This is a genomic window from Bradyrhizobium sp. UFLA05-112, assembly GCF_053572325.1.
In genome coordinates this window covers 103,413-128,442 of the sequence record NZ_JBANBK010000015.1, presented here as the reverse complement: position 1 = coordinate 128,442, position 25,030 = coordinate 103,413, and the positions used below count along the sequence as shown (strand labels likewise).

Here is a 25,030-nt window from a genome sequence, read left to right as displayed (position 1 = left end):
CAGTTGGCCTCGCGGCGGACCTCGCTTGCGACCGGCTGCGAGGAACCGGCGGGGCTCGGCAGCGCGACAGGGCGCAATCATCGGCGGCGCCATCGCAAGCAGCGCGCCTTACGGCTACTATGGCGATCCGTATTACGGCAGCCCCTATGGCTACGGCGGTGGCTACGCGCCAGCCTATTACGGTGGCTACGCCTATTCGCCCTACTATTCCTATCCCCGCTACTACCGCCCGTATCGACCGTATTACGGCAACAGCTATGGCTACTACCGGCCCTACCGCGCCTGGCACCGCCCCTACTATCGCGGATATTGGTGATCGCGAGAGGGCAGCTCCGACGGGGCGGCCCGACCGAGGCTCGGCGCTCGGGCTGTCTCGCGCGAGCGGGTAACGGCGGCGCTATCCGTCGCTGATCATGGCAGACGCGCGATGATCGCAAGGCCGGCGTCGATGACGATCGGCTCCGACGACGAGAAATAGACGGCGGCAAGCACGCAGACGATCGCGTAGACGAATACGAACCAGCCTTCGCAATTGCGGGTTGAAAAAATACCTCTGCGGTATGGAAGTGGCATGGTCAACTCCCTGCCAAAATATGGGCATCGACTGCCCTGATCGAAAAAGACAGCGTGATGAAATGCTTTCTGGTGATGTCCACGACATCGCCAGGCGCGACGCTAAGGCGAAGAACCGCCTGGAGTCCTTAAGCTGTCCTTACATTTGACTGAGCTTTCTCTTAAGCTCGGACAACATCCGGAGGTCGCGGCCGTGCGGACAGACGAGCTCGCCTTTGGTCAGTTTCGGCTCGACCGCGCCAATGCGCTGCTGTGGCGCGGACCGGAGCGCGTCGTGCTGGCGCCGAAGCCCTTCGAGGTCCTGTGCTGCCTCATCGACCGTCCGGGCGAGCTCGTCACGAAGGAAGAGCTGCTCGACGCGGTCTGGTCGGATCTGCATGTCAGCGAGTCGAGTCTCGCGGTCGCCATGAATGCGCTGCGTGCGGCTCTTGGTGACGACAGGCAGTCGCCCAGCTACATCGAGACGGTCACGCGACGCGGCTACCGCTTCATCGCCCCCGTCACCACCACGGCATCGTCGGCCGCCGAGCCGGAGGAGCCGTCCGAGGACGTCATCGACCGCAGGCGGCAATGGCGTGTCGGACGCACGACGGCGCTCGAGACACTCGACACCGCGCTACAGAAGGTTCGCGCCGGGCAGCGTCAGGTCGTATTCATCACCGGCGAAGCCGGAATAGGCAAGACGACGCTCGTTCAGATGGCTCTCGATCGCATGGCGGGCGAGAGACCCGGTGTGCTGCATTGCGGTTGCAACGAATTGTTCGGCACCCATGAGGCTTTCCTGCCGCTGATTGAAGCCCTCAACGAGCGATGCCGCGGCGAGGGAGACGCCGCAATGCTCGCCGCCATTCGCGAGCACGCGCCGACGTGGCTCGCCCAGATGCCGGGTTTCTTGGGTGAAGGCGATCGCGTCGCCTTCCAGCAGGAGGTTTTTGGCGCGACGCGGGAACGCATGCTGCGCGAGTTCGCCGATCTTTTGGAGAGCATCGCCGCGAAGCGGCCCTGGATCATCATCCTGGAAGACCTGCACTGGAGCGACTTTGCCACCGTGGATGTTCTGTCGCGCCTGGCGCGGCGGGACCGGAAGGCTGCGATCCTCGTTCTCGCCACCTACCGGCCAATGGAAGTCGCCGTCGGCGGACATCCGGTCAAGACCGTCCACCAGGATCTCCAGATCCACGGACATGCAACCGAGCTCGCGCTCGATCGGCTGACGGGCAGCGACGTCGAGCGCTACCTCGCCCTGCGCTTCAACTCGGCCGAACTCGCCGGCGAGCTGGTTGAGCGCATCTTCGCGCGGACCGAGGGGCAGCCCTTGTTCGTGACATCGCTCCTCGATCATCTCGTTGCCCAGGGCGTGCTCGTCGAGAATAGCGACGGATGGCGACTGGAGCGTGAGGAGGCGGCCTCGCATGACAGCATGCCGCGCGATTTGCAGGGCATGATCGCGCGGCAGATCGACCATCTCACGGCCGAGGAGCGCAGCCTGCTCGAGGTCGCGAGCGCGGCAGGGGCCGAGTTCTCGGCGCTGCACATTGCGGGCGCGCTCGATCGAAGCGTGCTGGACGTGGAGCAGATGTGCGAAGAGCTGGCGCGTGCCGGCCGCATCATCCTCGTGGCCGGCTCGATTGAATGGCCGAGCGGAGAGGTCTCGGGCCGCTACGCGTTCCAGCACGCATTGTACCAGGAGATGCTGTACCAGCGGCTGGCGCCGGCCCGACGCGTGAATACCCACGTGCGGCTCGGTGTCAGTCTCGAGCGCGGCTATGGATCGCAAGTGGCGGAGGTCGCCTCGGTGCTCGCGCGTCACTTCGAGCTCGGGCGCGATTTTCCGAAGGCGACGCGCTATCTCGCCATGGCGGCCGAGGGTTCGGCGCGACGCTTCAGCACGCGCGAGGCTGCGAACTACCTCACGCGTGCCCTGGATCTCGTGCCGCATCTGCCGACGGACGTGCAGGTGCCGACGCGCCTGAAGCTGCTGCTGCAGCGCGCCTGGGCCTGGCGAGCCGGCGGCGACTTCCTGAACTCGCTGCAGGATCTCAGCGCGATCGTGGCCCATGCAGCTGAGAACGGCCTCGTTCGGGAGGAGGTGAACGCGCTAGTCGATCTCAGCAGGTTCTGCCTCTACATCGATCGGCGACGATGTCTGCCCTTCGCCGAGCAGGCACTGGCGAAGAGCCGGGCGATCGATGACGCTGCATTCGCTGCCCTGGTTAGGGGCAACGTCGCCAATCTGAAGTTGATGCTGAGCGGCTGGAGCCGCGAAGACGCCGAGTTCTCGGAGCAGGCGTCGGCACTGATCTCGGAAACGCAGGACCTCAGCATGCGGCTGCGGCGCTGCTCCATGGAAATGGTGCTCGAGTTCCTGAGGTCGAACTATCCGGCCTGCATTGATGCGACGAGCAGGGGCAAGCGGCTCGCGCGCATGCTCGGCGACGTCTACCTCTTCGTGCTCTATGAGTCCGTCGAAGCGTTCGCCTCGCTTTATATGGGCGAATGGGGGACGCTGCGGCAGAGCGTTCGCTCTGCGCTTGCCATCGCGGAGCGGAACGCGAATCCGCAGGCGCGCGCCTTGTGTCAGCTCACGATCGGGTGGCTCCACGCCGCGGCACAGGACCATGAGACCGCGGCGCGGAATGCGGAGGAAGTCACCGGCCCGATGCTCGAGGCAAACCCGTTCACCTTCTTCCTGGGCAGGAATTTATTGGTGCGTGCCCATCTCGGGATGCGCAACCTCACCTTGGCGCGGCAGCATCTCGATGCCGTCGAGCGGCGGATGGCGGTCGACGGCGTGCCGATCGAGTCGCTGGTCATGCCGCAGTACCTGCTGAACTGCTGCGAGTACTGGATCGAGGCAGACGACCTCGACCAGGCAAGGGCGGCAGCCAGCCGGTTTCACGAGGTGACGAGCGCGGCGCCCGATCGGCCGTTCCTCGCGCTGTGTCAGGAGGTGATGGGGAGAATTGCCCTGCTGAGTGGCGATGCGGAGATCGCCAGACGGCACTTGTCCGAGGCCGTCTCGACCGTTCGCCATGCCGGGCTGCCCTACGCGGCTTGGCGAGTCTACGCCTCGCTCGCGGAGTTTTACGCAAGCCGTGGAGAGGCACGGAAGGCAGCGAACTGGAGAGGTCGCTCGACCAAGGTCGTGAATTCGCTTGCGTGCTCGCTCGCGCCAGACGAACCGCTGCGCTCGCTGTCATTCTTCGCCCGCGCCGAGATTGCCAGTACGGCGGACAGTTGCCGCCGCCAGGCTGACGTCAATCGGGAAACTCGCTGATATCTTGCGGTTCTCTGGGCGGCGGGATCGGTCCGTTCTGCTTATGCCGGCGCTCGCGAGACGCGCGATAGGCATCCCTGCGTAGCCGCATGATCGAGCCGAGCGGCTGATGATCGGCCAGGCAACGCCAGGGATCGAACGACAGGACGTCGTTGGCGTAGTCGCGGCGAGTAGCGCTGTTGGTGGCCTGCGAAGGGAGGGTGATCTTGCCCAGCGGTTGCGGTACCGCGACACCCTCTGGCCAGTCGATCGAAGAATCCTCGACCGGCGTGCGTGTCAGGTCGGTGCAGAGCTGCGCACGCAGCTCATATTCCGCGAAGTTCTCCCGAAAGAACTCCGTGACCGAGTCCCGCACGATTTCGTCGCCGTCATGGCAGGGCTGACCGGCGAGCTTGCGCACGGCATCCGAGACCGGCACCGCCCGGATCCTCGCGATATAGTCGCCGAAGCGGAGCGTGCCCTCGGTGTGAAAGGTTTCGCCGAGAATGTTGTTGCCGGGGTCGCCAAGCGCCTTCGCAAGCAGTGGAATCGAGACGCCAGTCGCGTTCGAAACCGTGATGGCGATGCGGGAGAAGAAACCCACGATCCTGAATCCGATGTCGGGAGTGTTCAGGTTGCGCTCGACGTTGCGCTGGGCTGCCAAATAAGCCTTGGCATCGGCCATGTAGCTCGGGTGATTGACGAGAAGGAAATCCTGGTTGGTCGAAGTGTCATCCACCAGCGCCTTGTCGCCGGACACGCCAAGCACCTTGATCGCCATGCCGCGGGGCGCGCGAACGCGATCGCTCTTGAGCCCGAAAGCGGTGGAGAGGCGTACGATGATCGGATAACGGGCGGGCTTTGCGAACAGGCCCTGGCGCAAATGCGCTGGCAGATTGTCGTACACGGTCAATTCGCCGCGCAGGAAGCCGACGCCTTTGGCATGCTGCTGGCGAATGCCGTGGTGAAATCGCTTGAAGGTGGCGTCGCTGGTCCGCTCGATCGAGGCGACGATGTCCCGGACGGCGTCGGCCTCTTCGGGACTCGGTTGCTCGACAGAGGGGTCGTAGCGAAGATATTGATCGGCTGCCATGGCGCTGATCTCCAGCCCGCGGGGTCTCCTGCCTCTTGCGAACGTGGCGACCGCCGGGCGAATTCCATTGTAAGCGCGTGCCTGCCGCGCGAGCAACCGGAACACGAATTCCGGTTGCTCTGACGCCCCCTTCCGTCGCGGCTTGCAGTCGCGGCTATTGCGCGACGCGCTGCGATGCGACGCGGTTCTCCTGGTGAACCTCGCTGCGGCGCTCAGGCGTCGTGCACACCTTGTCGCCGTAATACGCCTCGCGCCAGACATATCCCGACTGGCATGTGTCGCTGCCGGGTAGATGCCGGCTGGCGGCCCTTGCGTTCTCGCTTGCGACGACGCTCCTTGACTCCGGCGTGACGCAGACGAGGTCGCTCGGAACGGCGACCCGCCATACATAGCCCGAGGCGCATTCCATCGCCGCCATGGCAGGGCTGGTCGAGGAGATGCAGGTCGTCAGGAAAGCATAGAGGGCGGCGATCCGGTAGCGGTTCCAGACAGTGTTGTTGTCCGAATGCGAGGGAGAAGGTGTGGGTGATGAAATGGTCATGGATCAAATCCTCCTGAAATACGGCGCCACGCGGCCTCCGATTGATGCGGAGGAGGCATGGACGTCACCGGAGGTGATGCTAGGGCCGAGGCAGCCCGCGAGTCCTTAAGCGGGCCTTATCTTCTTCTCATCTTTTTCTTAAGCGTAGCCGCTCTCACAGTGAGAACCAGACCATCGCCGCCATGCAGGCGAGGTGCGCCAGCACGATCGCCGCGAGGTGAAGCGGTCCGGCCTTGAAGAACGGACCGCTCATCTCCGGGCTCCTCAGTTCGATCCTGCCGCGGCCGCCGTGAAGCTGCGGTCGACGGCCTGGCTGACGTCGAGCTTCTTCGGCAGGATGCCGTAACGGGTGGCGCGGTCGGAGGCCTCCTGCACCTCCTTGACCACGTTCTCGTCAATCACGATCGGGCTGGTGCGCTGCGCGGTGTAGGCGCTGAGCAGCACGTCCTCCGGCAATTTGGTCAGCTCGGCAGTGTTCTTCGCATACTCACTGATGTGATCGAGCGACCATAGTCGCGCCTTGCTGAGGCGCTGCAAGAAATCCTGCACGGCGGCGCGCTTGCTGGCGATGGCACTGTCGGAGGCGACGATGAAGGTGATGGTCGGTGTCAATCCTTCGCCGTCGGCGATCACGCGCGCCTTGTCCTTCAGTGTCGCGAACGAGATGTACGGCTCCCATACCGCCCACGCATCCACCGAGCCTGCGACGAGCGCGATCTTGGCGTCGACCGGGCCGAGCGGCGCAAAGGTCGCGTCGTCGAGCTTGATCTGCGCCTTCTCGAGCGTCGCATCGATCAGGAACTGGCCCCAGCCGCCGCGCGTGCCGGCGAGGCGCTTGCCTTTGAGGTCGGCGGCCGACCTGATCGGTGAATCCTGCCGCACGAGGATGGCCTGCGTCTTCGCGTCCGATTTGGTGCCGCCGATCGCCTTGATCGGCGCGCCCGCGGCATAGACCGAGAGAAAGGAGAGATCGCCGGTGTAGCCGACGTCGAGCGCGCCGGCGTTGAGCGCTTCGAGAATTGGTGCCGCCGCGGGAAATTCCGACCATTCGATTCTGTAGGGCAGATCCTTGGCGTAGCCGGAGATGTCGAGCAGCGAGCGATTGCCGCCCTTCTGATCGCCGACACGCAGCACGACCGTGTCGGCCGCGAACGATGCGGCAGCCGTCGAGAGGGTAATGGCGGCGGCGATCAGCGATGCTGCAAGCCTGCGCGTGAGGGAGTGATCGCGGGAGTCGGAGTTGATGCTCATAAGATGCTTCTTGTTCTTCCTGGCTCACATGGCGTGAGCGACGATGCAGTGGGATGATCAAGTCTATGAGCGGAGAGGCCGCAGTCAATGAAACGGCCAACCGAATTGCACGCACTCGCCAGAAGGACCTTTCATTGAACGGGTGCTCACGAGAAGGCGATGTGCGCGACGGCAGATATGCGTGAAGATTGTGCAGGCGATGGGTAGCCAGAGCGGTGCGTGATTACAAGCAGATCGCACCGAACTCGAAGAAAACGTTTCGTCGTCGATGCGTGCGTCGGTGGAGAGAATGACTGTGCTGCTCGCAACATTCGAAATTCCATTTCATTGACGATGCGGCCAACGCGCCGCATCATTTGCGCATCGCAGTGAAGAGGCGAGGGATCGCCTCGAGAAATTTTTTCTCCTAACGCAGCTCCGCACGGAACATGCGCAACGTGATGCGTTGCGTGGGGACGGAGCTTTGGGGCAATGAGGGGCCGAAGCAAATGGATAGCAACGAGAACAAGCGCGGCGGATCGGGTCTTGATCGGCGCCATTTGCTCCAGGCGGGTTTCGCTGCGGCCTTCGCGGCGCCACTCGGGGCCATCGGTGCGCAGGCCTTTGCGCCGCGCGCGATCACGCCGGCGATCGATTTCAACGAGTTCCCGCTGTGCCAGACGTCCTCCGATGCACCGGCGCTCACCGGGGCGCCGCGCAAGCTCAAACTGTCGTGGAATGCGGGCGCCGTTTGCCTCGCGCCGGTCCCCGTGGCGATCGAGCACGGCTTCTTCCAGAAACAGAATCTCGACGTCGAGCTCGTCAACTATTCCGGCTCGACCGATCAGCTCCTGGAGGCGATCGCGACCGGCAAGAGCGACGCCGGTCTAGGCATGGCGCTGCGCTGGCTGAAGCCGCTGGAGCAGGGCTTTGACGTCAAGATCGCGGCCGGCACCCATGGCGGCTGCATGCGCGTGCTGTCGCGCGCGAATTCCGGCGTTGACAAGCTTGCGGATCTCAAGGGCAAGATCGTTGCCGTGGGTGATCTCGGCGGCCCCGACAAGAATTTCTTCTCGATCCAGCTCGCAAAGCTCGGTATCGATCCGACCAAGGACGTCGACTGGCGCGCCTATCCCGGTAACCTGCTGGATGTTGCGGTCCAGAAGGGTGAGGTGCAGGCTTTCCTGTCATCCGATCCGCTCGGCTATCTCTGGCTCAAGGACGGTCAGTACAAGGAAGTCGCCTCCAATCTCGACGGCGAATATCGCGACAAGAGCTGCTGCATCTTGGGCTTGCGTGGCAGCCTGGTGCGCGACGAGCCGCAGGTCGCTCGTGCAATCACGCAGGCGCTGTTGGATGCAGCGATGTTCTCGTCGCAGAATCCGGAAAGGGCCGCAAAGTCGTTCCAGCCGTATGCGCCGAAGGCTGCGACGCTCGCCGACATCGAAGGCATGGTGCGCTACCACACCCATCATCACCATCCCGTCGGCGAGGCGCTCAAGCGTGAGCTCAAGGCCTATGCGGACGACCTGAAGAGCGTGCAGGTCTTCAAGCAGAGCACCGACACCGCCAAATTCGCGGAGCGCATCTATGTCGACGTATTCGCTGTCTGACGGCGTTGCCTCCGGCGCGCCGCGCGGGGTCGCGCTTTCCGGCTGGTTGAAGGAAACCGGCCCCGGCGTCGCGGCGAGCCTCGCCTGGATCGCCTTCGGCCTGTCCTGCCTGTGGTGGGAGGATGTCGGCGACTGGTCGCGCACGCATTCGCTCGGCATCGCCGCCTTCATCATTGCCGCCTTCGCCCTGTTCGGAACGGTCGGCGTCGACTATCTCGGCCCGGCTGGAAGTGCCTTGCGCAAGCGTGCGCCGTGGCTGCTGGCATTGGGCCTGTTCCTGTCGGTGTGGGAGGTTGCCACTGCAAAATTCGCCTGGTTGCCGTTGCCGTTCTTCCCGCCGCCGCAGGCGATCATCGAGGTCTATACCGACGATCTGCCGAAGCTGCTCGACAGTGTCATCGCCTCGGTCAAGCTGCTGACCGGCGGCTATCTGATCGGCGCGACGATCGGCTTCCTGACCGGAGTCTCGATCGGCTGGTCCCGCTCGGTCGGTTATTGGGTGCATCCTGTGCTGCGGTTCATTGGTCCGGTACCGGCGACCGCGTGGTTGCCAATCGCCTTCTTCACCTTTCCGTCGAGCTGGAGCGCCTCGACCTTCTTGATCGCGCTTGCGACCGGCTTTCCCGTGACGGTCCTGACCTGGTCGGGCGTCGCAAGCGTCAGCAGCGCCTATTACGACGTCGCACGTACGTTAGGTGCCAAGCCGTCGTTCCTGGTGCTGAAGGTCGCAATCCCGGCGGCGCTGCCACACGTCTTCGTCGGCCTGTTCATGGGGCTCGGCGCATCGTTCGCCGTGGTGGTCACGGCCGAGATGATCGGCGTCAAGGCGGGGCTCGGCTGGTACCTGCAATGGGCGCAGGGCTGGGCCGCCTACGCCAACATGTATGCGGCGCTGATCGTGATGTCGCTGCTCTGCTCCGGCGCGATTACGCTATTGTTCGCGATCCGCGATCGCTTTCTGGTGTGGCAGAAGGGGACCGTGAAATGGTAGCGACGGCCGAAGTCATCACTTATCCCGCCGCCGGTGCCGCGCTCGACATAGAGCAGGTGAGCCACGCCTTTGACATCGACGGCACCGAGCTTCCGGTGCTCACGGATGTCAGCATCGCAGTCGAGCCAGGCGAGTTCGTCGCGCTGCTGGGTCCGTCCGGCTGCGGCAAGTCCACGTTGCTGCGGCTGGTCGCGGGCCTCGAGAAACCGCGGGCAGGCGCCTTGCGCGAGGATGAGACCCGCATTACGCACCCGCATCCCTCGCGCGTGGTCGTGTTCCAGGATCCGACACTGTTTCCCTGGCGCACGGTCTGGGACAACGTTGCGCTCGGCCTCGAAGCGCAGGGCATTCTGAAGAGCCAGCGTTCGCGCGTCGATGCCGCACTCGATCTCGTCGGGCTGTCGGAGTTTCGCAACGCCTATCCGCATCAGCTCTCCGGCGGCATGGCGCAGCGCGTAGCGCTCGCGCGTGCGCTCGTCAACGATCCAAAAATCCTGATCCTCGACGAGCCGCTCGGCAAGCTCGACTCGCTCACCCGCATCACCATGCAGGCCGAGCTCGTCTCCCTGTGGCAGCGCAAGGGCTTTACGACGCTCCTTGTGACGCACGATGCGGAAGAGGCGCTGTTCCTCGCCAACCGCGTCATCGTGTTCAGCGAGCGTCCGGCGCGCGTCAAGGCCGACATCCGCGTCGACCGGCCCTATCCGCGCCACCGCGGCGATCCCTATCTCGCGGAGCTGCGCCGCCAGATCCTCGGCCTGCTGGGGCTCGACGCCACATGGTGACACCGCAGGGCAACTCGGCCGCAAAAGGCCGCGCGGCGCAAGGCGAGCCGGACTGCATCGAGCGTGCGCAGGGCCTCGCCGCGGTCTTCGCCGGTCGTGCCGCCGAGCACGACCGCGCGGCCAGCTTTCCCTTCGAGAATTTCAAGGAGTTGTCAGAAGCCGGCCTGTTGTCACTGACGGTGCCTGCCGCGCTCGGCGGTGCCGGTGCAGGCGTGCGCTTTGCGACGCGGATCGTCGGCATCATCGCCCAGGCAGATCCGTCCACCGCGCTGGTGCTCTCGATGCACAGCATCAACCATCTGGTGATGGCGCGCAGCCCGACCTGGCCAGGCCGCCTGTCGCGCAAGCTCGCCCGCGAGACGGTGGAGGGCGTAGCGCTGGTCAACGCGCTGCGCGTCGAGCCGGAGCTCGGCTCGCCCGCGCGCGGCGGCCTGCCTGCCACGATCGCGCGACGGACCGAGACCGGCTGGCGCCTGTCCGGACACAAGATCTATTCGACCGGCGCGCCGATCCTGAAATGGTACCTGGTCTGGGCGAGGACCGACGAGGCGGAGCCGCGCGTCGGGCAATTCCTGGTGCCGGCAGGCCTGCCGGGCACGCGCATCGTCGAGACCTGGGACCATCACGGGCTACGCGCCAGCGGCAGCCACGACGTCATCTTCGACGACGTCGTATTCCCGCTCGATTACGAGGTTGATGTCCGCAGACCTGCGGACTGGCGTGGGCTCGATGCCACGCAGGCCACCACCCATACCGTCTTCATTGCCGCGATCTATGACGGCGTCGCGCGCGCCGCGCGCGACTGGCTGATCGACTTTCTGAAGACGCGTGTGCCCTCCAGCCTCGGTGCGCCGCTTGCGACGCTGGCGCGCGCCCAGGAGGTCCTCGGCGCCATCGAAGCCCGGCTCGCCGTCAATGCCCGGCTGATCAATTCGTTCGCCGGCGACTTCGATGACGGTGTCGAGCTGTCGGCATCGGAGTCCAACGCGATCAAGCTCACCGTGACCAACAATGCGGTCGCGGTGGTCGAGGATGCGCTCTCACTCACCGGCAATCACGGGCTTAGCCGCACCAACCCGCTGGAGCGGCACTATCGCGACGTGCTGTGCGGCCGCGTGCACACGCCGCAGGACGATTCGACGCGCATTGGCCTTGGCCGTGCCGCGCTGGGACTTTGAAAATCACACAGGAGACGAGATCAATGTCGATCGAGTTCATCGGCTTCATCAGCAACAACAATTCGTCCGAGACCGTCGTCCGCGAGGGGCCGGTCCTGAACCCCACCCATATCGAGGCGGTTGCCAAGGCGCACGAAAATGCCGGTTTCGATCGCGCGTTGCTCGCGTTCAATTCGACGAGCCCGGACGCCCTTCAGGTGGCCCAGCACGTGCTGAACGTCACCAATCGCCTCAATGTACTGATCGCGCAGCGTCCCGGCTTCACCGCGCCGACGCTGCTGGCGCGCCAGTTCGCGGTGCTCGATCAGCTCTCGCGCGGCCGCGTCGCGCTGCACGTCATCACCGGCGGCAATGCCACCGAGCTGCGGCAGGACGGCAACACGCTCGACGACAAGGACGAGCGTTACGCCCGCACCAGCGAATTCCTGGACATCGTGAGGCTGGAATGGACCAGTGACAAGCCCTTCACCTACAAGGGCAGGCACTACCAGGTCGAAAACGGATTTGCGCAGGTGAAGCCGTACAATCCGGGCGGAATTCGCATCTATTTCGGCGGCGCTTCCGATGCCGCCGTCGACGTCGCGGGCAAGCACGCCGACACCTTCGCGCTGTGGGGCGAATCCTATGCGCAGGTGCGTGACGTCACCTCACGCGTCCACAACGCGGCGGTAAGGCACGGCCGGCCGACGCCGCGCTTCAGCCTCTCCGTCCGGCCGATCATCGCCCTGACCGAAAAGCAGGCTTGGGAAAAGGCGGAAGCGATTCTGGCGCGTGCGAGCGAGCTTCAGGACAAGACCGGTTACCGCAAGCCGGCCGACGGTCATGCTACCGCCGGTGCACGGCGCCTGCTCGCGCTCGCCGACCAGGGCAGCCGCATCGACAAGCGTCTGTGGACCGAGATCGCAAAGCTGACGGGCGCCAACAGCAACACCACAGCGCTGGTCGGTACGCCCGAGCAGGTCGCCGAAGCCTTCGGCGACTACTACGACCTCGGCATTTCGCACTTCCTGATCCGCGGCTTCGATCCGCTGATCGATGCCATCGAATACGGCCGCGAACTGATCCCGCTTACGCGTGAGCTCATCGCCAAGCGTCAGGTCGCCCGCGGCGAGGCGGCGGAATGATCAGGCTGATGCTCGCCGGCGCGCTGCTGTTCGGTTCGTTCGACCTCGCAGCAGCGCAAACAACCTTGCGCGTCGGTGACCAGAAGGGCAATGCGCGGGCCGTGATGGAAGCGGCAGGCCAGCTCAACGATGTCCCGTACAAGATCGAGTGGAAGGAGTTTCCGGCGGCGGCGCCGCTGCTCGAGGCGCTGAGCGCCGGCGCGATCGAGACCGGGCTTGTCGGCGATGCGCCCTTCACCTTCGCGGCAGCCTCCGGCGCGCCGGTGAAGGCGATCGCGGCGAACCGGCAGACCGGCGAGAGCCTTGCAATCCTCGTGCCCGAGAACTCGCCGATCAAGAGCTTTGACGATCTGCGTGGCAAGAAGATCGCAACCGGCCGTGGCTCGATCGGCCATCAGCTCATCCTGGCGGCGTTGGAGAAGCGCGGCTGGAGCGCAACCGACGTGCAGATCACGTTCCTCGCGCCGTCGGATGCGAAGATCGCCTACACGCAAGGCTCAGTCGATGCATGGTCGACCTGGGAGCCCTATATCAGCCAGGAGGAGGTGCTGTTCAAGTCGCGTCATGTCATCACTTCCGAAGGCCTGACGCCAGGCCTCAGCTTCCAGGTCGCGCGGCCCGAGGCAATCCGCGACAAGCGGGCCGAGCTGACGGATTTCATCCGTCGACTCACCGCCGCGCGCGCCTGGTCGATCAACAACGTGAACAGCTATGCCGAGACCTGGGGCAAACTGATGAACATCCCGACCGCGGTGCCGCTCAACTGGCTCTCGCGCGCAAAAATCCGCGTCACGCCGATCGACGACAGCATGGTCACGGATGAGCAGGGCACGATCGATCTCTATTTCCGCTGGGGCCTGATCAAGCAGAAGCTCGACGCGGCGGAGATCGTCGATCGCAGCTTCTCGGACGCGATCGCGAAAGCGGGATTGTAGGCTGTTTCTCGTGTCCCGGACGCGGTGCAGCGCGCAGCGCTGCGCCGCAGAGCCGGGACCCACGCCGCACGGAGCGCTCTCGGCAACATGGGCCCCGGCTGAGCAGCGCGCCACTGCGTGATGCGCTGCATCCGGGGTACGAGACGTCACAAATACTCAAGCATTCGTGAGGTGAGAACGAGGTTTCCGTCTCGGCTGCCATTGTCGAAATATTCCTTCTGCGTTCTGCATTCCCGGTAACAGCTGCATTGCTATTTGCTCCGTGCCCCTTGCCGCACGATAGCTCCCATCAAAAATCAACCAGACGACCACATCGGGAGACCGGCCATGGGCCTGCAAGAAACAAAAATCGAATCGCTTCCCTTCGTCACAGCCGAGCTCAACTATCTCGCGCCCACATCCGGCAAACCCCGCACCTACGCGTTTGATCCGCCTCCTGGCGAGCCTAAAACCACCTCACTGCCTGAGCCGCATCAGGTTCCGATCTTCGACGGGCGTCTGATCGCGGACAACTTCTCGCTCGACCGCGAAGGCTTTGCGCTGGTGCGGCATCCGACGCGCGTGAAGGATTTTTACAACGACGAAGAGGTGAGGACGATCTACTATCCCGCCGTCGAAGCTTTTCTCCGCGCGACGCTGAAGGCCGATCGCGTCGTCATCTTCGATCACACCGTGCGCAAGCGTATCGATGGCGCCGCCGATATCCGCGGTGCAGGTCCGCGCCAGCCCGCAACGCGCGTCCATGTCGACCAGACCATCACCTCGGGCGCCAACCGTGTGCGCGAGCATCTGCCGGAAGAGGCCGAGGAGCTTCTCAAGGGCCGCGTGCAGGTCATCAATCTCTGGCGGCCGATCCGTGGTCCCTTGCGCGATTCTCCGCTCGCAATGGCCGACGGCACGACCGTTGCGCCCGACGATCTCGTCGCCTCCGACCTGATCTATCCCAACCGCCGCGGTGAAACCTATTCGGTGAAGTACAATCCGAACCATCGCTGGTTCTATTTCCCGGAGATGACGCCAGACGAAGCGCTGCTCTTGAAGTGCTATGATTCCGAGACCAACGGCCGAACCCGCTTCGGGCCGCACACCGCCTTCGTCGATCCGACCACGCCGGCCGATGCGCCCCCGCGCGAAAGCATCGAGCTGCGCACGCTGGTTTTTCACAAAATGTAACAATGTGTGATGACACTGTCGGTCTTGCACCGGCAGTAGTCCTGGAACTTCAGGGAACAGATTCACGTTTGCAGCGCCGGGCAGGGCCAACCCGGAGGGGTGCCGTGCGAGCGCTGACGATTTTATTGTTCTGTCTTGCTACCTTTTCTCTAGCGCATGCCGAAAACGGACTTGCCTCATATTACGGATACGGAAAAGCCGCCAGGAACGGCGAGTTGACCTGTGCCCACCGGACGCGGCCGTTCGGCAGCATGCTCACGGTGTCCTATGGCGCGCGCTCTATCCAATGCCGCGTCAACGATCGCGGTCCGTTCATCCGTGGCCGCATCGTCGATCTCTCCGTCCCTGCCGCTCGCGCGCTCGGTATGATGAGCGCAGGTGTGGTGCGGGTCTCAGTGCAATAGGCATACGTCTGCCCACAAGCTCGCTATAATGCCGCCCAAACACATGCCGAGGGGGGGGGCGCAATGGCGAAGATCAGGGTGGGGCTCGTAGGCTGCGGCTTCGTGTCGGAGCTGCACATGTATGCGTTGCGGCGCGTCTATGGCGTGGATGTCGAGGTTGTGGCTGTTGCCGCGCGCGGTGACCACGTCGTCGAATTCGCCCGCCGTCACCAGATTCCGCGCAGCTATCGCCGCTTCTCCGACCTGATTGCAGATGCCGATATCGACGTCGTCGACATCTGCACGCCGCCCAATCTGCACGCGACGATGATCGTTGCGGCCATGCAAGCCGGCAAGCATGTGATCTGCGAAAAACCCTTTGCCGGCTATTTCGGCCGCGAGGGCGACAGGCCGCCGATCGGGAAGCACGTGCCGAAGGCATTGATGTACGAGCGCGTGCTGGAGGAGATGGAGGCCACGCGCGACGCGATACAGCAAACCGGCAAGCTCTTCATGTATGCCGAGGACTGGGTCTACGCGCCGGCGGTGACCAAGATCGCGGAGATCATCAGGGCGACGAAGGACAAGATCCTGTTCATGAAAGGCGAGGAGAGCCATTCCGGCTCGCATGCCGCGCACGCCGCGCAATGGGCCATGACCGGCGGCGGCTCGCTGATCCGCATGGGCTGCCATCCGCTTTCCGCTGTGCTGTACCTGAAGCAGGTCGAGGCAAAGGCGCGTGGCGAGACGATACGTGTCGCGAGCGTCACCTGCGACGTCGGTAACGTCACCGCCGGTCTCAGGTCGGAGGAGCGCACCTACCTCAAGGCCAATCCGGTCGATGTCGAGGACTGGGGCACGCTCACCATCACCTTCTCCGACGGCACCAAGGCGACGGTGTTTTCCGGCGACATGATCATGGGCGGCGTGCGCAACCTGATCGAGACCTACACCAGCGGCGGCTCGCTGTTCGCCAACATCACGCCGAACACGCATCTGATGAGCTACCAGACCAGCGAGGAGAAGCTCGCCTCCGTCTACATCACCGAAAAGGTCGACCGCAAGACCGGCTGGCAATATGTCTGCCTCGAAGAGGAATGGACGCGCGGCTATTTGCAGGAGATCCAGGACTTCATGGAGTGCGTGGCGACCGGTCGCCAGCCGCTGTCGGATCTCGCGCTCGCCTATGAGACGATCAAGGTGAACTACGCCGGCTACTGGGCGGCGGAGGAGGGCAGGCGGGTGGTGTTGTGATGCTCTGGCGGCGCCGCAATGTCACCTCACCCGGCTTGCGGGGAGCGGTTTGGATCGCATCGAAAGATGCGATCCGGGTGAGGGGGACTCTCCGCGAATCCAACTGTCACCGTCCCCGTGGAGACTCCCCAATCCTCTCCGCAAGCGAGCGAGCGAGTGCAGCGTTGCGGTCAATTCACGATGCCGCGTAGGTCGAACCCTTCGGCAGCGGGAAGACCGGGTCCTGCGTTCTGATGCTCGTCGGCCACACCACCGAGATGTGCTCGCCGGCATTTTGCATCACGACCGGTGTCGAACGCTCGTTCTGGCCGGAGAGCGGCGTGCCCGGCGGAAAGAATTTCACGCCATAGCCCTGGATGGTGCCGCCCGCGGGGATGTCGACGTCGAGCGCGGCCTTGCGGATCGCATCGGGCTCGAAGCTGCCGTATTTTTCCTTCGCCACCGGCAGCACGTTGTTGAGCAGCACCCAGGTCTGGTTGAAACCCATCGAGCAGTGCGGCGGCACGTCGGTCGCGCCGGTCTTCGCCTGATAGCGCGAAACCATGGTCTTGATGAGATCGCCCATGCCGGGGGCGAGCTTCGACGGATCGAGCAACTGCGCGGGCACCGGGTCGATGTTGCAAAAATTGTCGATGTCCGCACCAAACGTCGTGCGCAACTTGTCGAGCTGGCTGTAGCCGGCTCCGGCGCCGAACAGCATCTTGAAGCGCAGCCCGCTCTCGCGCGCCTGGCGCAGGAACAGCGTGATGTCGGGATTGTATCCGGCATGCGAGATCACGTCGGCCTTGGCGCGCTTGATCTTCGTCACGAGCACCGAGAGGTCCGGCGCCGAGGCCGAATAGCCCTCGCGCAGCACCACCGACATCCCGGCTTCCTTGGCATAGGTCTCGTCGGCGGCGGCCACGCCCACTCCATAGGGGCCGTCCTCGTGGATCAGCGCGACCTTGACGTCCTTCGGATCCATGCCGAGCTTGCCTTTTGCATGCTCGGCGAGGAAACCCGCGAAGGCCTGGCCATACTGGTCGGAGTGAATCTGCGCGCGGAAAACGTATTGCAGGTTCTTGTCCTTGAACACGGCGGTCGAGACCGCGGTCGTGATCCAGAGGATCTTCTTCTGCTGCTCGACCTTTGCGGCGAGCGGCACCGCGTGTGCACTTGCATAGACTCCGATGAGGATGTCGACCTTCTCCTGGTCGATCAGGCGTGTGGCCTCGTTGATCGCGACGTCGGGCTTGCTCTGGGAGTCCGCGGCCACAGGGACGATCTTGGTCTTGCCGCCGATCCCGCCCTTCTCGTTGACGAGGTCGATCGCGATCTGTGCCCCGATCGAGGACGCAACCGAGCCGCCCGCCGCAAACGGGCCAGTCAGATCGTAGATCACACCGATGCGCAAAGTTTCAGCTTGTGCTTGGGCGCGTCTCCAATCGAGGCTGAGTGCGGCGGCGGCAGCCGCCGAGGTCTTCAGCAGCGTCCTGCGTGAAGTCGGCATCCTATCCTCCCTTCGAACCGTCGTTTGAGCGGCTTTATGCTTGTTTTTGCCGAGTATTTGGAGGGGATGGTGGAAAGTCAACATGCGCCGCACTAGGCAATTCGGACCTGCCGGCGGTCATGATCGAGATCAAGGTGCCCATTCGCCAGCCCAATTAACAAGGCGCCATGGATGTCGTCCCCTTCGTTGCTGCCACAGTCTCGCTGCTGGCAATTCCTGGCCCGACCAACACGCTGCTCGCCACCTCCGGTGCGTCGGTTGGCTGGTCGCGCTCGCTTCATCTGTTGGTGGCCGAACTCGCGGGTTACCTGCTGGCGATCCTGGCACTGCGCGCGCTGCTGGGCCCGCTGATGATCGCGGTGCCGATGCTCGGCACCATGTTGCGCATCGTGGTCGCGCTCTATCTGATTCATCTTGCCGTGCTGCTGTGGCGTCACGGCACCGATGACAGCGGCGGCCGTGCGCCGGTGACGTTTCAGCGCGTGCTGATCACGACCCTGCTCAATCCCAAGGCGATCATCTTTGCGTCCACCCTGCTGCCGCTCGAGCTCGGCGCTTTTGATCTCATGCCATGGCTCGTCTTGCTGGCGGCCCAGATCGTCACGATCGGCGCGGCCTGGATTGCGCTCGGCGTCTCGCTCGGCCGCGGGTGTGACGGAATCGGGCGTCCTGCTCTCGTCTACAAGCTCAGCGCGATTGTGCAGGTCGTACTCGCCGGGATGATCGGCACGCAATCGCTCGGGTTCGCTTAAGGCCGTCAAGCAGCCCCGCCTGACCAGATCGAGGCGGGTGGACATGGCCGATCAGCAGGCCGACGGCGCCACGTGCATTTTCCCCTGAGTATCATTCTTTTTTGCGCCGCTATCGGTGCGTCCTCACGCGCGCTGCACGAGGCCGCATTGCCTCCCGTTTTTGTGATGGATTTTTGCTGGCTTGTTCGGCGCGAGCCGAGGGCGACGATGGGCCTTCGGCTTGTGCGCATCGCAGATTGCATGCCATCCTAGCCGGGCAAATTGCATGGGAAGCCCAATTCCCAGCATGGCCCGTCGGCCACTTTAAGGGTTGGAAACGCAAAACGCTCAAGGAGAAGGGACATGGAATGGACGCATCGTCTTGCAGGGCTGGCTTGCGCCGGTCTCCTGCTATCCCCGGTCAGTGCTTTGGCAGGTCCCAAGGTCGTGTCCGGTCCGGGCGCCGATCCAGGATGTTTCAAGCCTTGGTCCAGCCAGACCAAGTTCTTCCAGTGGGATAAGAAGCCGGGGCCCTACAAGATCGCCCTCGTCAACGGCTTCGTCGGCAACACCTGGCGCATCCAGATGGTGAAGACGGCGAAGGCTTTTGCCGAACAGCCCGGCATCAAGGAGAACATCAAGGAATTCAAGGTGGTCTCGACCGGCACCGATGTTGCAGCGCAACTCGGCGCGATGGAGGACTTCATCAATCAGGGCTTTGACGGCATCGTCACCATCGCGGTGGCGCCCGACGGCTTCGACCGCATCATCCGTCTCGCCGACAAGAACAACGTGGTGGTCGTCCCCTTCGACAACATTCTCGACACCGACAAGGTGATGATGGTCAACGAGGACCAGAAGGAAATGGGCCGTATGTCGGCGAAATGGATCATGGATGAAAGCGGCAAGAAGTCCGGCGACATCCTGGAGGTCCGTGGCCTGCCCGGCAATTCGGTCGACCGTGACCGCCATATTGGCTTCCGCGAGGTGATGGAAGCGCCCGGCAACAGCTTCAAGATCACCGAAGTGGTCGGCAATTGGGATACCGGCACCTCGCAGAAGGTGACGGCGGACGCGCTTGCAGTGCACGGCCATTTCGACGGCGTGTTCACGCAAGGCGGCTCCGACGGTACTGTGCAGGCGATGATGTCGGCCAAGCATCCCTTCGTGCCGATGTCGGGCGAGGGCGAGAACGAGTTTCGCAAGCAGATCGCCGACCACGCCAAGGATGGCCTCAAGGGCATGTCCTATGGTCAGTCGCCGGCGCTGGTCGTCATCGCCATGAAGGCGGCGATCTCGGCACTTCAGGGCAATCCCATGCCGCAACTGATCTCGATCCCGATTCCGGTCGCGACCTACAAGGATCTCAAGCCCGGCACCAACTACTGGCCCGAGCTCAACGCGAACTTCTTCGCGCCGAACCAGTTCACGCCCTGCGGCGTGAATTTCACCGCGCCGGAGATCATGTCGCAAAGCGAAAAGAACACCCAGTGACCGAGTTGGAGATGCCTTGCTTGCGGCCCGGCCTCGGCCGGGCCGCGGCTGTGTGAGCACGCGCCATGTCGGATGCGGTCCCGTCGCAAGCGGCCTTTCTCGAACTGTCCGGCATTTCCAAACGCTACGCCGGCGTGCGGGCGCTGGAGGGCGTCGACTTCGCCTGTGAACGCGGTAAGATCCACGCCGTGCTGGGTGAGAACGGCGCCGGCAAATCGACGCTGATCAAGATCATCGCCGGTGTGGTGCAGCCTGACAGCGGCCGCATGCGCCTCGCCGGACATGACGTGAGCTTCGCGACGCCGTCGGCTGCCAATGCCGCCGGTGTGGTCTGCATCTTCCAGGAACTGTCGCTGATGCCCGACCTCTCGGTCGCGGACAACATCTCGATCGCCTCGCCGCCGCGCCGGTTCGGCCTGATCGACGCGCGGGCGCAGCGCCGCCGCGCCGAGGAGCTGCTGGCCGAGATCGGGTGCGAGGACGTCAACCCCTTGATGCGCGTCCGTGACCTGCCGCTGTCGCGCCGTCAGATCGTCGAGATCGCCAAGGCACTCGGCAAGAAGCCGCAGCTTTTGATCCTGGACGAGGCGACCTCGGCTCTCACCAGCGCCGACGTCGAGAAGGTCTATGCGATGCTGGCGCGGCTCAAGTCCGAGGGCGTTGCCATTCTCTACATCTCGCATCGCATGCACGAGGTCGAGGCGCTCGCCGACCGTGCCTCGGTGTTTCGCAACGGACGCCATATCGAAACCTTCGACAAGGGCAGGCGCTCGACCGCTGAGATCGTTCAGCTCATGATCGGTCGCGACATCGCGACTCAATATCCTGCCAAGCCGGCCCGTACCTCGGTGAAGCCGATGCTGGCGCTCGACAACCTGTCCTGGGAAGGTCGTCTCGATCGCATCTCGCTGCGCGTCGGCGCCGGCGAGATCGTCGGTCTCGGCGGCCTCGACGGCCAGGGCCAGAAATCCCTGCTGCTCGCATTGTTCGGCGTGCTGCGCGGCATTTCCGGGCGCATCACGGTCGAAGACCGCGAGGTGCGGCCGGGCTCACCCGCGGCTGCGAAGTCGGTCGGCATCGCGCTGGTGCCCGAGGATCGCAAGACCGAAGGCCTGATGCTGCCGATGTCGATATCAGACAATCTGGTGGTCGCCTCGCTCGACGCAATCTCGACCGGGCCTCTGGTCGACCGTGCCAAGGAGAACGAAGCTGTCAAGCGCGCCATCGCGCGGCTCCAGATCAAGATCGGCGCGCCCGGCGATGCGGTCTCGACGCTTTCTGGCGGAAACCAGCAGAAGGTGGTGCTCGCCAAGTGGCTGATGACCGAGCCGCGCATCATCCTGCTCAACGATCCCACCCGCGGCATCGACGTCGGCACCAAGCAGGAGCTCTACCGGTTGATGCGCGAGCTCGCCGACCAGGGCGCCGCCATCCTGTTCTACTCGACCGACTATGACGAGCTGATCGGCTGTTGCGACAGGGTGGCGATCATGTATGACGGCCGTATCGTGCGCGAGCTCGAGGGCAGCGAGCTCACCGAGACGAATATCATAGCGAGCGCGTTGAACATCGACGCCGCAGCGCCGGCTGGCACTGGGGCCGTCCATGCTTGACGATGTTGCCATCCGCGCCCGTCAGAACGTCGGCATCGTCACCGCTGTCCTGTTGTTCTGCGTCCTCTATGTCCTCTACAACCTTGCGCACCCCAAGGGCTTCTCCTCGGCCGTGCTGGTGCAGAACGGCGACGAGATCTTTGCGCTCGCCATGCTGGCCATGGCCCAGACCGTCCCCGTGCTGGCGTCGGGGCTCGATCTCTCGGTCGGCGCCGTCATGACCATGGTGGGATGCTTCGCGAGCTATCTGCTCACGGGCACGGCGGGAGGCACGCCGCTGCATCTGGATATCTTCGGCCTGCATCTCTTCCTCGGCACATTTCCCGGAGGCATCAGCGGCATCCTGCTCGGGATCGTCGTGTGCCTCGCCATCGGCGCGCTGGCCGGTTTCGTCAACGGCTGCGTCGTCGTTTATGGACGCATCCAGCCGATCATCGCCACGCTCGCGACCGGTGCGGTCTATATCGGCATCGCGCTGTTCCTGCGGCCGACGCCGGGCGGCAAGATCGACGAGGATCTCAACTGGGCGCTGACCAATTCGCTCGGCGATTTCGCCGCGACCGTGCATATCTTCGACGATGGTGCCGCAAGCTGGTTTGCGCCGGTGGCGTGGATTCCGGTGCCGTTCGTGCTGCTCGTCCTGATCGCGCTCCTCGTCTGGGTGCCGTTCCGCCGCTCCGTTCTCGGCCGCGCCGTTTATGCGGTCGGCTCGGCCGAAGGCGCAGCCTACATGTCAGGACTGCCGATCGACCGCGCCAAGATCGCGGCCTTCACGCTCGCCGGCTTCTTCGCCGGCTGCGGCGGTCTTTTCCTGGCGATCCAGACCTCCTCGGGCAATGCCGACATCCCGCAGGCCGGCGCCTATACGCTCAACTCCATCGCCTCCGTCGTGATCGGCGGCACCTCGCTACTCGGCGGCACCGGCAGCGCGATCGGCTCGATCTTCGGGGCGATGATCCTGCGCGTGATCTCCTTCTTGTTTCGCATCTTCGACATCGCGCCCCTGCTGCAACCGCTGTTCGAGGGCCTGATCCTGCTGGCGGCGGTGAGCATCGGCGCGCTCGGCGTCTTGCGCGTCAGGAACACGCTGGAGCTCTTTCGATGACGTCGGCCTCTCTCAGCCTCTCGCGCGACGACCGCCCGATCCTGATTGCGGCGCTGTTCATCCTCGTCATCCTCGTGGCGGGGACCGTCTATACGTTTGCCCGTTTCGGCAGCGCGCCGCTGCTGTCGCCGACCTATCTGTTGCAGCAGCTCCAGATCGGTGCCTTCCTCGGCATCGTGGCGGCCGGCATGATGATCGTGATCCTGATCGCCCAGATCGACCTGTCGGTGCCATGGACGCTGGCAGCCGCCGCCATGATGGCGACGTCGATCGGCGGACCGCTCGCCATTCCCGTCGGGCTCGGGATCGGGCTTCTGGTCGGGCTCGTCAACGGCATCGGCGTTGCTTACTTGCGCGTGCCCTCGATGATCTTCACGCTCGGTGTCAATGCGGTGATGCGCGGCCTGATGGTTGCCCATACCGGCGGCTACGCGCCGCAGACGGCCGCCACCGATTTGATGCGGTCGCTCGCCGCCGACCGCACGCTCGGGATTCCCAACGCCCTGTTCGTTTGGGCCGCGGTTTCCGTGCTGGTCGCAATCATGCTCCAGCGCACCGCGCTCGGCCGCTACATCTATGCCATCGGCAACAAGGAAGCGGCCGCATACCTGGCCGGCGTCGACACGCGCCGCGTCACCGTGATCTGCTTCGTCATCTGCGGCGGTGCGGCTGCGCTCGCCGGTGTGCTGCTCGCTGGCTATTCCACGAAAGCCTATCAGGGCATGGGCGATGCCTATCTATTGCCGGCGATCGCGGCGGTGGTGATCGGCGGCACCAACATTTTGGGCGGCCGCGGCCGCTATCTCGGCACGCTGATCGGCGTCGTGCTGATCGTGCTGCTCAACAGCGTGCTTTCGATCATGGACATGCCCGAGGCCGGCCGGCAGGTGATCTATGGCCTCGTCATCATCTTCATGCTGCTGGTCTATGGGCGCGGCGAACGGGTTACGAGCTAGTCTCGGATCAGAGAAACGACGACGCCAGAGCCGGCGTTTCGACGAGCGCATGAGCGGTGTACTCGAGTGCGACCCTGATCTGGGCCCGGGTCGCGGGACCGCCGATGCATATTCTCACGGCCTCGGGAGGCGGATCGCTCACGATGAAGGCATCGCTTGCGACGACACCGATGCCGGTCTGCCGCATATGCTCCACGAAAGCCGACCGATTCCATGGTTCGGGCAGCGCAACCCACAGGTTGAAGCTTAGGGGATCGCCACGATAGGACCCCTTGGGCAGGATTTCGGCGGCGAGCTTCTGTCGCGCCGAGGTCTCGGCGCGGATGAAGCGCAACATCGTGTCCGCGGTGCCGTCCTCGATCCACCGCGTGGCGATCGCCACGGTCAGCGGCGATGCCATCACGGTCGCCGATCTCAGCGCAGAGGCAAACGGCCAGGCCGAGCGCGTATCGGGCACGACGACGTAGGCGGCTCGCAAGCCCGCTCCGATGCATTTCGCCAGTCCCGCGACGTGCCAGGTCAGATCGGGCGCGATCGCGGCAAAAGGCGCGTGGCCGTGGCCGTGCTCGGGAATGAAGCCATAGGCATCATCCTCGATGATCGGCAGCTTGAATCGCCGCGCGATCGCCACGATCTCGCGCCGCCGCGGATCAGGAATCGTCAGGGTCGTAGGATTCTGCAGCGTCGGATTGAGGTAGATGGCCTTGGGCTTCAGTTTCTTGCACGCGTTAGTCAGCACCTCCGGATCGATGCCGTCAGCGTCCATCGGCAGGCCGACGAGGGTGATGCCGAGCTGCGCGGCGATGGACCTGATGCCGGGATAGGTGATGGCCTCGCACAGCACCACCTCGCCCGCTTTCGCAAGGATCGAGAGGATGCCGAGCAGCGCCGGATGCGCCCCCGGCGAGACGAAGATGCGGCTCTGTGCCGGCACTAGCGCACGGCGGCCGAGCCAGCTCGATGCGGCATCCTTGTCGGCCTGCGTGCCGCCAAAACCCTGATAGCGTAGGAGCGGTACGATGTCGCGCAGCACATATTCGGCGCCGGCCTGCATGCGCTCGATCAATTCGGGATCATCGGGCTCGGGGGGCAGGTTCATCGACAGGTCGACCGGACGGGGCGGGAAGCTCGTCGCCGCCGAGCGCCGCGGTCGCGGCTTGTCGCGAACGAAGGTTCCCTGTCCGACCTTCGATTCGATCAGCCCGCGCTTCTGGGCTTCGACATAGCCGCGCGCAACGGTGGTGAAATCAACATCGAGGCGCTTCGCCAATTTTCGTTGCGGCGGCAAACGGTCACCGATCACAAGCCGTCCGGCGGCAATATCATCGGCGATTGCGTCTGCGATTGCGAGATAGCGAGGCTTGTCGCTGTTCGATAGATCGGGTCGCCAATCGGCCATTGCGTTCAGTCCCAGGAGATTACGTCAGTAGAATTGACTGTATATTGTTGCAAGTTTCAACGCAATTGCGTCGCACCTCCGCATCGCCTGAGGTCTCCGCTCCGCGGAATGGAT

The 25,030-nt window shown here is 64.2% G+C and carries 21 protein-coding genes and 1 pseudogene; 16 read left to right on the top strand and 6 right to left on the bottom strand.

The features are described 5' to 3' along the window. Window positions 1–316, top strand: a pseudogene (locus tag SO180_RS11915) (hypothetical protein); the annotation flags it as partial. A 95-nt stretch (window positions 317–411) separates the two neighbouring features. On the opposite strand, the gene SO180_RS11910 reads toward SO180_RS11915, so the two are convergent. Beyond that, window positions 412–573: a hypothetical protein gene (locus SO180_RS11910; protein ID WP_449379004.1), complete on the bottom strand. Its 162-nt coding sequence runs from the start codon at window positions 571–573 to the stop codon at window positions 412–414. 193 nt (window positions 574–766) lie between these two features. Here SO180_RS11910 and SO180_RS11905 point away from each other — a divergent pair, with 193 nt between their 5' ends. Next, the gene (locus SO180_RS11905) at window positions 767–3,850 is read left to right on the top strand and encodes an ATP-binding protein (protein ID WP_449379003.1); all 3,084 of its coding nucleotides are present in this window, start codon (window positions 767–769) and stop codon (window positions 3,848–3,850) included. Here the strand turns inward: SO180_RS11905 and SO180_RS11900 are convergent. The 3 genes from SO180_RS11900 to SO180_RS11890 all read right to left on the bottom strand — a co-directional run bounded on the left by SO180_RS11900 (window position 3,831) and on the right by SO180_RS11890 (window position 6,714). Further along, a complete protein-coding gene (locus SO180_RS11900) occupies window positions 3,831–4,922 on the bottom strand; it encodes a catalase family protein (protein WP_449379002.1) in 1,092 nt (363 codons plus the stop codon). The genes SO180_RS11905 and SO180_RS11900 overlap by 20 nt on opposite strands. Before the next feature lie 154 nt (window positions 4,923–5,076). After that, entirely contained in the window at window positions 5,077–5,463 is a 387-nt protein-coding gene (locus tag SO180_RS11895) for a hypothetical protein (protein ID WP_449379001.1), read from the bottom strand. A gap of 264 nt (window positions 5,464–5,727) precedes the next feature. Beyond that, the gene (locus SO180_RS11890; protein ID WP_449379000.1) at window positions 5,728–6,714 is read right to left on the bottom strand and encodes an ABC transporter substrate-binding protein; all 987 of its coding nucleotides are present in this window, start codon (window positions 6,712–6,714) and stop codon (window positions 5,728–5,730) included. A gap of 488 nt (window positions 6,715–7,202) precedes the next feature. Between SO180_RS11890 and SO180_RS11885 the strand changes: the two genes are divergently transcribed. From SO180_RS11885 to SO180_RS11845, 9 genes are all read left to right on the top strand, one after another. Next, window positions 7,203–8,306 (top strand): ABC transporter substrate-binding protein, encoded by a 1,104-nt coding sequence (locus SO180_RS11885; RefSeq protein ID WP_449378999.1) that lies wholly within the window; start codon window positions 7,203–7,205, stop codon window positions 8,304–8,306. Continuing rightward, a complete protein-coding gene (locus SO180_RS11880) occupies window positions 8,284–9,297 on the top strand; it encodes an ABC transporter permease (protein ID WP_449378998.1) in 1,014 nt (337 codons plus the stop codon). The genes SO180_RS11885 and SO180_RS11880 overlap by 23 nt, the downstream gene beginning before the upstream one ends. Further along, window positions 9,291–10,082: an ABC transporter ATP-binding protein gene (locus SO180_RS11875; RefSeq protein WP_449378997.1), complete on the top strand. Its 792-nt coding sequence runs from the start codon at window positions 9,291–9,293 to the stop codon at window positions 10,080–10,082. Before SO180_RS11880 ends, SO180_RS11875 begins: the two co-directional genes overlap by 7 nt. Then, window positions 10,076–11,260: an acyl-CoA dehydrogenase family protein gene (locus SO180_RS11870; RefSeq protein ID WP_449378996.1), complete on the top strand. Its 1,185-nt coding sequence runs from the start codon at window positions 10,076–10,078 to the stop codon at window positions 11,258–11,260. The genes SO180_RS11875 and SO180_RS11870 overlap by 7 nt, the downstream gene beginning before the upstream one ends. Window positions 11,261–11,283: 23 nt before the next feature. Further along, window positions 11,284–12,384 (top strand): LLM class flavin-dependent oxidoreductase, encoded by a 1,101-nt coding sequence (locus tag SO180_RS11865; protein WP_449378995.1) that lies wholly within the window; start codon window positions 11,284–11,286, stop codon window positions 12,382–12,384. Continuing rightward, on the top strand, window positions 12,381–13,319 hold the full coding sequence (locus tag SO180_RS11860) for an ABC transporter substrate-binding protein (RefSeq protein ID WP_449378994.1): 939 nt from the start codon (window positions 12,381–12,383) through the stop codon (window positions 13,317–13,319). The genes SO180_RS11865 and SO180_RS11860 overlap by 4 nt, the downstream gene beginning before the upstream one ends. Window positions 13,320–13,646: 327 nt before the next feature. After that, entirely contained in the window at window positions 13,647–14,492 is an 846-nt protein-coding gene (locus SO180_RS11855) for a CmcJ/NvfI family oxidoreductase (protein ID WP_449378993.1), read from the top strand. Window positions 14,493–14,596: 104 nt separating this feature from the next. After that, window positions 14,597–14,896: a septal ring lytic transglycosylase RlpA family protein gene (locus SO180_RS11850; protein WP_449378992.1), complete on the top strand. Its 300-nt coding sequence runs from the start codon at window positions 14,597–14,599 to the stop codon at window positions 14,894–14,896. 63 nt (window positions 14,897–14,959) lie between these two features. After that, window positions 14,960–16,129, top strand: a complete 1,170-nt coding sequence (locus SO180_RS11845; protein ID WP_449378991.1) for a Gfo/Idh/MocA family protein — start codon at window positions 14,960–14,962, stop codon at window positions 16,127–16,129. A gap of 175 nt (window positions 16,130–16,304) precedes the next feature. Here SO180_RS11845 and SO180_RS11840 read toward each other — a convergent pair whose 3' ends face one another. Next, window positions 16,305–17,618, bottom strand: coding sequence for an ABC transporter substrate-binding protein (locus tag SO180_RS11840; protein ID WP_449378990.1), 1,314 nt, complete (start codon window positions 17,616–17,618; stop codon window positions 16,305–16,307). A 167-nt stretch (window positions 17,619–17,785) separates the two neighbouring features. Here SO180_RS11840 and SO180_RS11835 point away from each other — a divergent pair, with 167 nt between their 5' ends. The 5 genes from SO180_RS11835 (at window position 17,786) to SO180_RS11815 (ending at window position 23,517) form a co-directional block, all read left to right on the top strand. Continuing rightward, window positions 17,786–18,370, top strand: a complete 585-nt coding sequence (locus SO180_RS11835; protein WP_449378989.1) for a LysE family translocator — start codon at window positions 17,786–17,788, stop codon at window positions 18,368–18,370. Between the two features lie 342 nt (window positions 18,371–18,712). Beyond that, complete coding sequence (locus SO180_RS11830) at window positions 18,713–19,843, top strand: sugar ABC transporter substrate-binding protein (protein WP_449378988.1); 1,131 nt, start codon at window positions 18,713–18,715, stop codon at window positions 19,841–19,843. 65 nt (window positions 19,844–19,908) lie between these two features. After that, a complete protein-coding gene (locus SO180_RS11825; protein ID WP_449378987.1) occupies window positions 19,909–21,456 on the top strand; it encodes a sugar ABC transporter ATP-binding protein in 1,548 nt (515 codons plus the stop codon). Next, window positions 21,449–22,561 (top strand): ABC transporter permease, encoded by a 1,113-nt coding sequence (locus SO180_RS11820; RefSeq protein WP_449378986.1) that lies wholly within the window; start codon window positions 21,449–21,451, stop codon window positions 22,559–22,561. The genes SO180_RS11825 and SO180_RS11820 overlap by 8 nt, the downstream gene beginning before the upstream one ends. Further along, entirely contained in the window at window positions 22,558–23,517 is a 960-nt protein-coding gene (locus tag SO180_RS11815; RefSeq protein ID WP_449378985.1) for an ABC transporter permease, read from the top strand. The genes SO180_RS11820 and SO180_RS11815 overlap by 4 nt, the downstream gene beginning before the upstream one ends. Window positions 23,518–23,524: 7 nt before the next feature. Here SO180_RS11815 and SO180_RS11810 read toward each other — a convergent pair whose 3' ends face one another. Further along, window positions 23,525–24,916, bottom strand: coding sequence for an aminotransferase-like domain-containing protein (locus SO180_RS11810; protein ID WP_449378984.1), 1,392 nt, complete (start codon window positions 24,914–24,916; stop codon window positions 23,525–23,527). Window positions 24,917–25,030 lie beyond the last annotated feature (114 nt).

Excerpts from the sequence above, each read along its gene's own strand:
- SO180_RS11870 (WP_449378996.1), top strand. The coding sequence starts at position 10,076 with ATGGTGACACCGCAGGGCAACTCGGCCGCAAAAGGCCGCGCGGCGCAA.
- SO180_RS11830 (WP_449378988.1), top strand. The coding sequence starts at position 18,713 with ATGGAATGGACGCATCGTCTTGCAGGGCTGGCTTGCGCCGGTCTCCTG.
- SO180_RS11885 (WP_449378999.1), top strand. The coding sequence starts at position 7,203 with ATGGATAGCAACGAGAACAAGCGCGGCGGATCGGGTCTTGATCGGCGC.
- SO180_RS11900 (WP_449379002.1), bottom strand. The coding sequence starts at position 4,922 with ATGGCAGCCGATCAATATCTTCGCTACGACCCCTCTGTCGAGCAACCG.
- SO180_RS11825 (WP_449378987.1), top strand. The coding sequence starts at position 19,909 with ATGTCGGATGCGGTCCCGTCGCAAGCGGCCTTTCTCGAACTGTCCGGC.
- SO180_RS11820 (WP_449378986.1), top strand. The coding sequence starts at position 21,449 with ATGCTTGACGATGTTGCCATCCGCGCCCGTCAGAACGTCGGCATCGTC.
- SO180_RS11835 (WP_449378989.1), top strand. The coding sequence starts at position 17,786 with ATGGATGTCGTCCCCTTCGTTGCTGCCACAGTCTCGCTGCTGGCAATT.
- SO180_RS11810 (WP_449378984.1), bottom strand. The coding sequence starts at position 24,916 with ATGGCCGATTGGCGACCCGATCTATCGAACAGCGACAAGCCTCGCTAT.
- SO180_RS11910 (WP_449379004.1), bottom strand. The coding sequence starts at position 573 with ATGCCACTTCCATACCGCAGAGGTATTTTTTCAACCCGCAATTGCGAA.
- SO180_RS11880 (WP_449378998.1), top strand. The coding sequence starts at position 8,284 with ATGTCGACGTATTCGCTGTCTGACGGCGTTGCCTCCGGCGCGCCGCGC.
- SO180_RS11845 (WP_449378991.1), top strand. The coding sequence starts at position 14,960 with ATGGCGAAGATCAGGGTGGGGCTCGTAGGCTGCGGCTTCGTGTCGGAG.
- SO180_RS11895 (WP_449379001.1), bottom strand. The coding sequence starts at position 5,463 with ATGACCATTTCATCACCCACACCTTCTCCCTCGCATTCGGACAACAAC.
- SO180_RS11840 (WP_449378990.1), bottom strand. The coding sequence starts at position 17,618 with ATGCCGACTTCACGCAGGACGCTGCTGAAGACCTCGGCGGCTGCCGCC.
- SO180_RS11860 (WP_449378994.1), top strand. The coding sequence starts at position 12,381 with ATGATCAGGCTGATGCTCGCCGGCGCGCTGCTGTTCGGTTCGTTCGAC.
- SO180_RS11890 (WP_449379000.1), bottom strand. The coding sequence starts at position 6,714 with ATGAGCATCAACTCCGACTCCCGCGATCACTCCCTCACGCGCAGGCTT.
- SO180_RS11875 (WP_449378997.1), top strand. The coding sequence starts at position 9,291 with ATGGTAGCGACGGCCGAAGTCATCACTTATCCCGCCGCCGGTGCCGCG.
- SO180_RS11865 (WP_449378995.1), top strand. The coding sequence starts at position 11,284 with ATGTCGATCGAGTTCATCGGCTTCATCAGCAACAACAATTCGTCCGAG.
- SO180_RS11855 (WP_449378993.1), top strand. The coding sequence starts at position 13,647 with ATGGGCCTGCAAGAAACAAAAATCGAATCGCTTCCCTTCGTCACAGCC.
- SO180_RS11815 (WP_449378985.1), top strand. The coding sequence starts at position 22,558 with ATGACGTCGGCCTCTCTCAGCCTCTCGCGCGACGACCGCCCGATCCTG.